The organism is Streptomyces sp. NBC_00525 (assembly GCF_036346595.1).
In the GTDB taxonomy this organism is placed as follows: domain Bacteria; phylum Actinomycetota; class Actinomycetes; order Streptomycetales; family Streptomycetaceae; genus Streptomyces.
In genome coordinates this window covers 5,108,260-5,118,885 of the sequence record NZ_CP107834.1, presented here as the reverse complement: position 1 = coordinate 5,118,885, position 10,626 = coordinate 5,108,260, and the positions used below count along the sequence as shown (strand labels likewise).

Genomic DNA, 10,626 nt, shown 5'->3' with positions numbered 1-10,626 from the left:
GAACCTCCCCTCGTTGTCCCACATCCCTTCGAGGGGAAGCCCATCCTGTCGCTCACTCGTCGGTTCCCGCCCGTGCCTGTCCGAAGTCGGCCCTCGCTTACCCGGCGCGCCGGCGGAACGTCTAGCCTGGCAGGCGAATCGAAGCGGCGACAAACGGGCAGAGGACTCGGGGAAGCGACGAGACACCATATGGGGAGTGCTGTGATCACGGCGCGTGCGGCTGCCACCTTCGACCCGGTGGCGCGCTCCGTCGCGACGGCCCGCGCCTTTGTCCGGGACACGCTCCAGGGGTGGGGATACACCGACGTCGTGGACGACGCCGTGGTCCTGACCAGCGAGCTCGTCACCAACGCCGTCGTCCACGCGGGCACCGCGGCGGACGTCCTGTGCCTGCGCACGGAGGACGGCGTACGCGTCGAGATCTCCGACCACTACCCGGAACGGGAGATCCCGCTCCAGTCGGCCGGGCTCGACATCGGCGGCCCCGACCGGGAGAACGGCCGGGGCCTGCTGCTGTGCGCGGCGCTCGCTTCCCGCTGGGGCGTCGAGTACTCCCCCACCCGTAAACACGTCTGGTTCCAGCTCGATCTGCCGGACCGCCCGGTGGGCGTCCGTTCGGCCGGGCCCCTGCTGCCGGTCGGCATGCTCCCGGTCACGGACGAGCGCGTGCGGGTCGCCGTCGTGCAGATCGACAGCGAGGGCGCCGTCGCCGCCTGGAACGACGACGCCGCCTATCTGTTCGGCTACACGGCGGATCAGGTCATGGGGAAGCAGCTCGCGGACTTCACCGCCTGGCCGCAGACCCCCGGCACCAGCACCGGCTTCGACGACGCCCTGCGCCTCTCCCGCTGGGAGGGCAGCTACGGAATCCGTGGCGCCGACGGGCGTACGATCCCGGTCTACGGCTCCCACCTGCGGGTGCGCGACACCGAGGGCGAGCCCTCGACGGTCTGCCTGCTCGTGCGCGACTACGAGCGCGCCGTCCTGCAGACCCCGGTACGCGCCCCCGCGTCCGATGCCACCGAGAGCCGCAAGACGGACCCGTTCGAGGTGTTCATCGGCTCCCCCGCCCCCGACGACCTGGACGGACTGCTCCAGCGCACCGTCGAACGGGCCCGCGACATGCTCGACGCCGACGCCGCCTTCCTGCTGCTGGCCACGGACGACGAGACCGAACTGGAGGTCCGGGCCACGACCGGCCTGCCCTCCGCCCGCCAGCGCTTCGCCCGCGTCCCCGTCGAGGCCGGCACCGGCCGGTACGGCTCCGCGCGGATGCCCGCCGTGCATGAGGACCTGGACGCCGTTCCGGGCGCGGTCCCGCTGCTCGGCAACACCGGCATGCGTTCGGTGGTCACGGTCCCGCTGAAGGTCGAGGGCCGGCTGACGGGCTCCCTGGGCGTCGCCGCCGAGGCGGCCGGGCGCTACTCGAACGAGGAGGCGCTGCGCCTGCAGTTCGCGGCGGACCGGATCGCCCTGGCGGTCGAGTCGGCGCGGCTGGGCGAGCTGGAACGGCTGCGCCGCGGCTCGCTGTCCTTCCTGGTGGAGGCGTCGGACCTGCTGGCGGGCACGCTGGACCGGGATCAGACGCTGGCGCTGATGGCCCAGATGACGGTCCCGACGCTGGCCACGTGGTGCGCGGTCTACACGATCGCCGACCCGTCGTCGGAACCGGAGCTCTCCTACGTGCTGCACGAGGACGAGGAGCGCATCGACGGGCTCAAGGCCCTGCTCACCCGGATCTCGCCGCCCGAACCGGTGCCCACGCCCGGCGCCCGTGTCTGGACCGCGCCGTCCCAGGCCGCCCACGAGGCCGCGCTGCGGACGTCGATGCGCAGTATCACGATGGGCGAGCGGGACGGCCTGGGTTCGGCGACCCGGACGACGCTGGCTACTGCGGCCGCGGTGGGCGGGGAGACCGTCGTCCTGCCGCTCGTCGCCCGGAACCGGGTCATCGGCATGCTGACGCTCGGCAAGCCGTCCGACGACCACTTCCGCCAGGAGATCCTGGAGCTGGCCGAGGACCTGTCCCGCCGGGCCGCCCTGGCCCTGGACAACGCCCGCCTCTACTCCGAGCGCACGGCGATCAGCCAGGCCCTCCAGCGCAGCCTGCTGCCTCCGGGGCTGCCGGCCGTGCCCAATGTGGAGGTCGATGTCATCTACCGGGCGGCCGGTGAGGGCAACGAGGTCGGCGGCGACTTCTACGACGTGTTCCCGATCCGGGACGGCGCGTACGGGTTCGCCATCGGCGACGTGTGCGGTACGGGGCCCGAGGCCGCGTCCGTCACGGGCCTGGCCCGCCATGCGCTGCGCCTGCTGGCCAGGGAGGGCTTCGGTGGCCCCGCGGTCCTGGAGCGGCTCAACGCGGCCATCCTCGACGAGGGGACGCGCAGCCGCTTCCTCACCCTGCTGTACGGCGAGCTGTGGCCGCAGGAGGACGGCAGCGCGCTGCTGAAGGTGGTCTGCGCGGGGCATCCGCTGCCGCTGCGGTTGCGCCAGGACGGCTCGGTGGAGCCGGCGGCGGACCCGCAGCCGCTGCTGGGCGTGATGGAGGACCTGGAGCTGTACGAGCAGCAGTTCACGCTGGAGCCCGGCGATGTCCTGTTGTGCGTGACGGACGGTGTGACGGAGCGCCGGGAGGGCACGCGCATGCTCGGCGACGACGGCCTGGCGGAGGTGCTCTCGCACTGCACGGGGCTGACGGCGGGTGCGGTGGCCGCGCGCATTCTCCGCGCGGTCGAGCGCTTCGCCGCCGATCCGCCCTCGGACGACATGGCCATCCTGACGATGCGCGTTCCGGAACCCCGCACATGAAGACCTGTACATGAAGAAAGGCCCCGCCGACTGGCGGGGCCTTTCCTTTTCCTGAGCCCCAATGCGGAATCGAACCGCAGACCTTCTCCTTACCATGGAGACGCTCTACCGACTGAGCTATTGGGGCCTTGCTGCCCTGCGGCAACGAGCTAAAGCATACCCTGATCCAGGGGTTCTGCAAAACCGCCTGAGCCGCCCAGTTGCCGGGCAGGCCGGCGGGACAGCAGGGGCCTGGCCCATGCAGGCACCGGAAACGCAGAAAAGCCCCGTGCCACAAGGGCACGGGGCTTTCCCACAATGATTGTTCGGCGGCGTCCTACTCTCCCACAGGGTCCCCCCTGCAGTACCATCGGCGCTGAAAGGCTTAGCTTCCGGGTTCGGAATGTAACCGGGCGTTTCCCTAACGCAATGACCACCGAAACACTATGAAATTCACAAACCAACCGGGCAACAACACGGCTGTTCGTTATTTCAGAACTAACACAGTGGACGCGAGCAACTGAGGACAAGCCCTCGGCCTATTAGTACCAGTCAGCTCCACCCGTTACCGGGCTTCCACATCTGGCCTATCAACCCAGTCGTCTACTGGGAGCCTTAACCAATCAAGTTGGTGGGAATACTCATCTTGAAGCAGGCTTCCCGCTTAGATGCTTTCAGCGGTTATCCTTTCCGAACGTAGCCAACCAGCCATGCCCTTGGCAGAACAACTGGCACACCAGAGGTTCGTCCGTCCCGGTCCTCTCGTACTAGGGACAGCCCTTCTCAATATTCCTACGCGCACAGCGGATAGGGACCGAACTGTCTCACGACGTTCTAAACCCAGCTCGCGTACCGCTTTAATGGGCGAACAGCCCAACCCTTGGGACCGACTCCAGCCCCAGGATGCGACGAGCCGACATCGAGGTGCCAAACCATCCCGTCGATATGGACTCTTGGGGAAGATCAGCCTGTTATCCCCGGGGTACCTTTTATCCGTTGAGCGACAGCGCTTCCACAAGCCACTGCCGGATCACTAGTCCCGACTTTCGTCCCTGCTCGACCCGTCGGTCTCACAGTCAAGCTCCCTTGTGCACTTACACTCAACACCTGATTGCCAACCAGGCTGAGGGAACCTTTGGGCGCCTCCGTTACCCTTTAGGAGGCAACCGCCCCAGTTAAACTACCCATCAGACACTGTCCCTGATCCGGATCACGGACCCAGGTTAGACATCCAGCACGACCAGAGTGGTATTTCAACGACGACTCCACAACCACTGGCGTGGCCGCTTCAAAGTCTCCCACCTATCCTACACAAGCCGAACCGAACACCAATATCAAACTATAGTAAAGGTCCCGGGGTCTTTCCGTCCTGCTGCGCGAAACGAGCATCTTTACTCGTAGTGCAATTTCACCGGGCCTATGGTTGAGACAGTCGAGAAGTCGTTACGCCATTCGTGCAGGTCGGAACTTACCCGACAAGGAATTTCGCTACCTTAGGATGGTTATAGTTACCACCGCCGTTTACTGGCGCTTAAGTTCTCAGCTTCGCCACCCCGAAGAGCAGCTAACCGGTCCCCTTAACGTTCCAGCACCGGGCAGGCGTCAGTCCGTATACATCGCCTTACGGCTTCGCACGGACCTGTGTTTTTAGTAAACAGTCGCTTCTCGCTGGTCTCTGCGGCCACCCCCAGCTCAAGCAGCAAGTGCTATCACCAAAGGTGGCCCCCCTTCTCCCGAAGTTACGGGGGCATTTTGCCGAGTTCCTTAACCATAGTTCACCCGAACGCCTCGGTATTCTCTACCTGACCACCTGAGTCGGTTTAGGGTACGGGCCGCCATGAAACTCGCTAGAGGCTTTTCTCGACAGCATAGGATCATCCACTTCACCACAATCGGCTCGGCATCAGGTCTCAGCCTTAACGTGTGACGGATTTGCCTACCACACGGCCTACACCCTTACCCCAGGACAACCACCGCCTGGGCTGGACTACCTTCCTGCGTCACCCCATCGCTTACCTACTACAAGTCTGGTTCGTCGGCTCCACCACTACCCTCAACTCCGAAGAGATCGGGCCGGCTTCACGGACTTAGCATCGCCTGATTCAGTACTGGGCGTTTCAAAGCGGGTACCGGAATATCAACCGGTTGTCCATCGACTACGCCTGTCGGCCTCGCCTTAGGTCCCGACTTACCCTGGGCAGATCAGCTTGACCCAGGAACCCTTAGTCAATCGGCGCACACGTTTCTCACGTGTGTATCGCTACTCATGCCTGCATTCTCACTCGTGAACCGTCCACAACTCGCTTCCGCGGCTGCTTCACCCGGCACACGACGCTCCCCTACCCATCCCAGCAGGCGTTGGCCCTGATGCTGGAATGACACGACTTCGGCGGTACGCTTGAGCCCCGCTACATTGTCGGCGCGGAATCACTTGACCAGTGAGCTATTACGCACTCTTTCAAGGGTGGCTGCTTCTAAGCCAACCTCCTGGTTGTCTCTGCGACTCCACATCCTTTCCCACTTAGCGTACGCTTAGGGGCCTTAGTCGATGCTCTGGGCTGTTTCCCTCTCGACCATGGAGCTTATCCCCCACAGTCTCACTGCCGCGCTCTCACTTACCGGCATTCGGAGTTTGGCTAAGGTCAGTAACCCGGTAGGGCCCATCGCCTATCCAGTGCTCTACCTCCGGCAAGAAACACACGACGCTGCACCTAAATGCATTTCGGGGAGAACCAGCTATCACGGAGTTTGATTGGCCTTTCACCCCTAACCACAGGTCATCCCCCAGGTTTTCAACCCTGGTGGGTTCGGTCCTCCACGAAGTCTTACCTCCGCTTCAACCTGCCCATGGCTAGATCACTCCGCTTCGGGTCTAGAGCGTGCAACTCAATCGCCCTGTTCGGACTCGCTTTCGCTACGGCTTCCCCACACGGGTTAACCTCGCTACACACCGCTAACTCGCAGGCTCATTCTTCAAAAGGCACGCAGTCACGACATGCAAGCAAGCTTGCATGCGACGCTCCCACGGCTTGTAGGCACACGGTTTCAGGTACTATTTCACTCCGCTCCCGCGGTACTTTTCACCATTCCCTCACGGTACTATCCGCTATCGGTCACCAGGGAATATTTAGGCTTAACGGGTGGTCCCGCCAGATTCACACGGGATTTCTCGGGCCCCGTGCTACTTGGGTGTCTCTCAAACAAGCCGCTGATGTTTCAGCTACGGGGGTCTTACCCTCTACGCCGGACCTTTCGCATGTCCTTCGCCTACACCAACGGTTTCTGACTTGTCTCACAGCCGGCAGACTGTGAAAGAGAGATCCCACAACCCCGCATGCGCAACCCCTGCCGGGTATCACACGCATACGGTTTGGCCTGATCCAGTTTCGCTCGCCACTACTCCCGGAATCACGGTTGTTTTCTCTTCCTGCGGGTACTGAGATGTTTCACTTCCCCGCGTTCCCTCCACACTGCCTATGTGTTCAGCAGCGGGTGACAGCCCATGACGACTGTCGGGTTTCCCCATTCGGACACCCCCGGATCAAAGCTCGGTTGACAGCTCCCCGGGGCCTATCGCGGCCTCCCACGTCCTTCATCGGTTCCTGGTGCCAAGGCATCCACCGTGCGCCCTTAAAAACTTGGCCACAGATGCTCGCGTCCACTGTGCAGTTCTCAAACAACGACCAGCCACCCACCACCCCGCCAGAAACTGACGAGTTCACTGGGGCCGGCAACCGAAGGACGACCATCACGGCCGTACCTTCAGATACCCAACAGCGTGCCCGACCCGACCCACTCACCCCCACGTTCCACGCTCCGAAGAGCAGTACTGGTGAAGACTCATGCGCCGTGCCGAGTAGTCAACGTTCCACCCATGAGCTACCAGCACCGGACATTCGCCGGTGTTCTGGCCTCTGACCAGGCAGAGCCTGGTAAGAAGTGCTCCTTAGAAAGGAGGTGATCCAGCCGCACCTTCCGGTACGGCTACCTTGTTACGACTTCGTCCCAATCGCCAGTCCCACCTTCGACAGCTCCCTCCCACAAGGGGTTGGGCCACCGGCTTCGGGTGTTACCGACTTTCGTGACGTGACGGGCGGTGTGTACAAGGCCCGGGAACGTATTCACCGCAGCAATGCTGATCTGCGATTACTAGCAACTCCGACTTCATGGGGTCGAGTTGCAGACCCCAATCCGAACTGAGACCGGCTTTTTGAGATTCGCTCCGCCTCACGGCATCGCAGCTCATTGTACCGGCCATTGTAGCACGTGTGCAGCCCAAGACATAAGGGGCATGATGACTTGACGTCGTCCCCACCTTCCTCCGAGTTGACCCCGGCAGTCTCCTGTGAGTCCCCATCACCCCGAAGGGCATGCTGGCAACACAGAACAAGGGTTGCGCTCGTTGCGGGACTTAACCCAACATCTCACGACACGAGCTGACGACAGCCATGCACCACCTGTACACCGACCACAAGGGGGGCACCATCTCTGATGCTTTCCGGTGTATGTCAAGCCTTGGTAAGGTTCTTCGCGTTGCGTCGAATTAAGCCACATGCTCCGCTGCTTGTGCGGGCCCCCGTCAATTCCTTTGAGTTTTAGCCTTGCGGCCGTACTCCCCAGGCGGGGAACTTAATGCGTTAGCTGCGGCACCGACGACGTGGAATGTCGCCAACACCTAGTTCCCAACGTTTACGGCGTGGACTACCAGGGTATCTAATCCTGTTCGCTCCCCACGCTTTCGCTCCTCAGCGTCAGTAATGGCCCAGAGATCCGCCTTCGCCACCGGTGTTCCTCCTGATATCTGCGCATTTCACCGCTACACCAGGAATTCCGATCTCCCCTACCACACTCTAGCCTGCCCGTATCGACTGCAGACCCGGAGTTAAGCTCCGGGCTTTCACAACCGACGCGACAAGCCGCCTACGAGCTCTTTACGCCCAATAATTCCGGACAACGCTTGCGCCCTACGTATTACCGCGGCTGCTGGCACGTAGTTAGCCGGCGCTTCTTCTGCAGGTACCGTCACTTTCGCTTCTTCCCTGCTGAAAGAGGTTTACAACCCGAAGGCCGTCATCCCTCACGCGGCGTCGCTGCATCAGGCTTTCGCCCATTGTGCAATATTCCCCACTGCTGCCTCCCGTAGGAGTCTGGGCCGTGTCTCAGTCCCAGTGTGGCCGGTCGCCCTCTCAGGCCGGCTACCCGTCGTCGCCTTGGTAGGCCATTACCCCACCAACTAGCTGATAGGCCGCGGGCTCATCCTTCACCGCCGGAGCTTTCAACCTTCTCCCAGGAGGGAGAAAGTGGTATCCGGTATTAGACCCCGTTTCCAGGGCTTGTCCCAGAGTGAAGGGCAGATTGCCCACGTGTTACTCACCCGTTCGCCACTAATCCACCCCGAAGGGCTTCATCGTTCGACTTGCATGTGTTAAGCACGCCGCCAGCGTTCGTCCTGAGCCAGGATCAAACTCTCCGTGAATGTTTTCCCGTAATCGGGACCACACATCACGAGAGCGGAACGAGCAAGGTCGGAATATGACCTGTCGTCCACTGCGTCCTCGCTGTGTTTTTTGCCTGCCCGACCCGCAAAGGGATCGCACAGGACTTTCAAAGGAACCTCCAACCTGCCGAAGCAGGCCGGGGTATCAACATATCTGGCGTTGACTTTTGGCACGCTGTTGAGTTCTCAAGGAACGGACGCTTCCTTTGTACTCACCCCTGCGGGCTTTCCTCCGGGCGCTTCCCTTCGGTCTTACGTTTCCGACTCTATCAGACTCTTTCGTGTCCGATTCCCGGTCGAAGCGGGTCAATCGATTTTCGCTTTCAAGGTCTTCGCTTTCGCGCTTTCCCTTTCCGGCGGCTCCGACTTTATCAGAAGTTCTGAGTCGGAATTCCCGCCCCCTCTGTGGAAACTCAGGGCGCACGGGTGCGCTCGCTGCTTCCCGGTGAGGCGGAGACGTAAACGTACTGGAGCGGGGCGCCCCGATGCAAATCGGGGGCCCCGCTCCGAAGTTCGCGCCTGGCGTCGGGTCAGACCTCGACGACGACGGGGAGGATCATCGGGCGCCGGCGGTAGGTGTCGGAGACCCACTTGCCGACCGTGCGGCGGATCAGCTGCTGGAGCTGGTGGGGCTCCATCACGCCGTCCTGGGCCGACCGGTCCAGCGCGTCCTCGATCTTCGGCACGACCGCGGTGAACGCCGCGTCGTCGATGCCCGAGCCCCGCGCGTGGATGTGGGGACCGCCCACGATCTTGCCCGAGGTGCTGTCGACCACCAGGAACACCGAGATGATGCCCTCGTCACCGAGGATGCGGCGGTCCTTGAGCGAGGTCTCGGTGACATCGCCGACCGAGAGGCCGTCCACGTACACGTACCCCGCCTGGACCTTGCCGACGATCTTGGCCTTGCCCTCGACGAGGTCCACGACGACGCCGTCCTCGGCGATGACGATGTGGTCCTTCGGCACTCCGGTGAGCGCGCCGAGCTCGGCATTCGCCCGCAGGTGGCGCCACTCGCCGTGGACCGGCATCAGGTTCTTCGGGCGGCAGATGTTGTAGAAGTACAGCAGCTCACCGGCCGAGGCGTGGCCCGAGACGTGGACCTTGGCGTTGCCCTTGTGGACGACGTTGGCGCCCCAGCGGGTGAGGCCGTTGATCACGCGGTAGACGGCGTTCTCGTTGCCGGGGATCAGCGACGACGCCAGGATCACCGTGTCGCCCTGGACGATGCGGATCTGGTGGTCGCGGTTGGCCATCCGGGACAGGGCCGCCATCGGCTCGCCCTGCGAACCGGTGCAGACGAGCACGACCTCGTCGTCCGGCAGGTCGTCCAGGGTCTTGACGTCCACGACCAGGCCGGCCGGAACCCGCAGGTAGCCCAGGTCCCGGGCGATGCCCATGTTGCGGACCATCGAGCGCCCGACGAAGGCGACCCGGCGGCCGTACTCGTGGGCCGTGTCGAGGATCTGCTGGATGCGGTGCACATGGCTGGCGAAGCTCGCCACGATGATGCGCTTCTGCGCATTGGCGAAGACGTTGCGCAGGACGTTCTGGATGTCCCGCTCGGGCGGAACGAAGCCCGGCACCTCCGCGTTCGTCGAGTCGGAGAGCAGGAGGTCGATGCCCTCCTCGCTCAGCCGCGCGAAAGCGTGCAGGTCGGTGAGGCGACGGTCCAGCGGCAGCTGGTCCATCTTGAAGTCGCCGGTGGCCACGGCCAGGCCGGCGGGGGTCCGGATGGCGACCGCGAGGGCGTCCGGGATGGAGTGGTTCACCGCGATGAATTCGCAGTCGAAGACTCCGATGCGCTCGCGCTGCCCCTCCGCCACCTCCAGGGTGTACGGGCGGATGCGGTGCTCCTGGAGCTTGGCCTCGATCAGGGCCAGGGTCAGCTTGGAGCCGATCAGCGGGATGTCCGGCTTCAGGCGCAGCAGGTACGGGACGCCACCGATGTGGTCCTCGTGGCCGTGCGTGAGGACGATGCCCTCGATGTCGTCGAGGCGGTCCCGGATGGTGGTGAAGTCGGGCAGGATCAGGTCGATGCCGGGCTGCTCCTCCTCCGGGAAGAGGACACCGCAGTCGACGATGAGCAGGCGTCCGCCGTACTCGAAGACCGTCATGTTGCGGCCGATCTCACCGAGACCACCGAGCGGGGTGACCCGGAGGGCGCCCTTCGCGAGCTTCGGCGGCGTGCCGAGTTCAGGATGCGGATGACTCAAAAGACTCTCCTCACCACGCGCGCCACGTACCGCTTGGGCACGTGGCGCGCATGTCATTCGTGCACTTGCTGTTGTCTTGGATGGTGCTGTGGCGCGGATTCCCCGCGTATTTCGTGGTGGAGC

2 protein-coding genes, 1 tRNA gene and 3 rRNA genes are annotated in these 10,626 nt (G+C 63.4%); 1 reads left to right on the top strand and 5 read right to left on the bottom strand.

Translation table 11 applies throughout. The annotated features are described in order from the left end of the window. The first annotated feature begins 201 nt into the window (after positions 1-201). Positions 202-2,811 (top strand): SpoIIE family protein phosphatase, encoded by a 2,610-nt coding sequence (locus OG710_RS22935; RefSeq protein WP_330240972.1) that lies wholly within the window; start codon positions 202-204, stop codon positions 2,809-2,811. A gap of 54 nt (positions 2,812-2,865) precedes the next feature. Here OG710_RS22935 and OG710_RS22930 read toward each other — a convergent pair. From OG710_RS22930 to OG710_RS22910, 5 genes are all read right to left on the bottom strand, one after another. Continuing rightward, positions 2,866-2,938, bottom strand: a tRNA-Thr gene (locus OG710_RS22930). A 176-nt stretch (positions 2,939-3,114) separates the two neighbouring features. Then, a 5S ribosomal RNA gene (gene rrf / locus OG710_RS22925) occupies positions 3,115-3,231 on the bottom strand. An 81-nt stretch (positions 3,232-3,312) separates the two neighbouring features. Continuing rightward, a 23S ribosomal RNA gene (locus OG710_RS22920) occupies positions 3,313-6,434 on the bottom strand. A gap of 306 nt (positions 6,435-6,740) precedes the next feature. Then, positions 6,741-8,266 (bottom strand): 16S ribosomal RNA (locus tag OG710_RS22915). The 16S, 23S and 5S rRNA genes sit together here with 1 tRNA gene alongside, the layout of an rRNA operon. A 551-nt stretch (positions 8,267-8,817) precedes the next feature. After that, positions 8,818-10,503, bottom strand: coding sequence for a ribonuclease J (locus OG710_RS22910; RefSeq protein ID WP_111338535.1), 1,686 nt, complete (start codon positions 10,501-10,503; stop codon positions 8,818-8,820). Positions 10,504-10,626 lie beyond the last annotated feature (123 nt).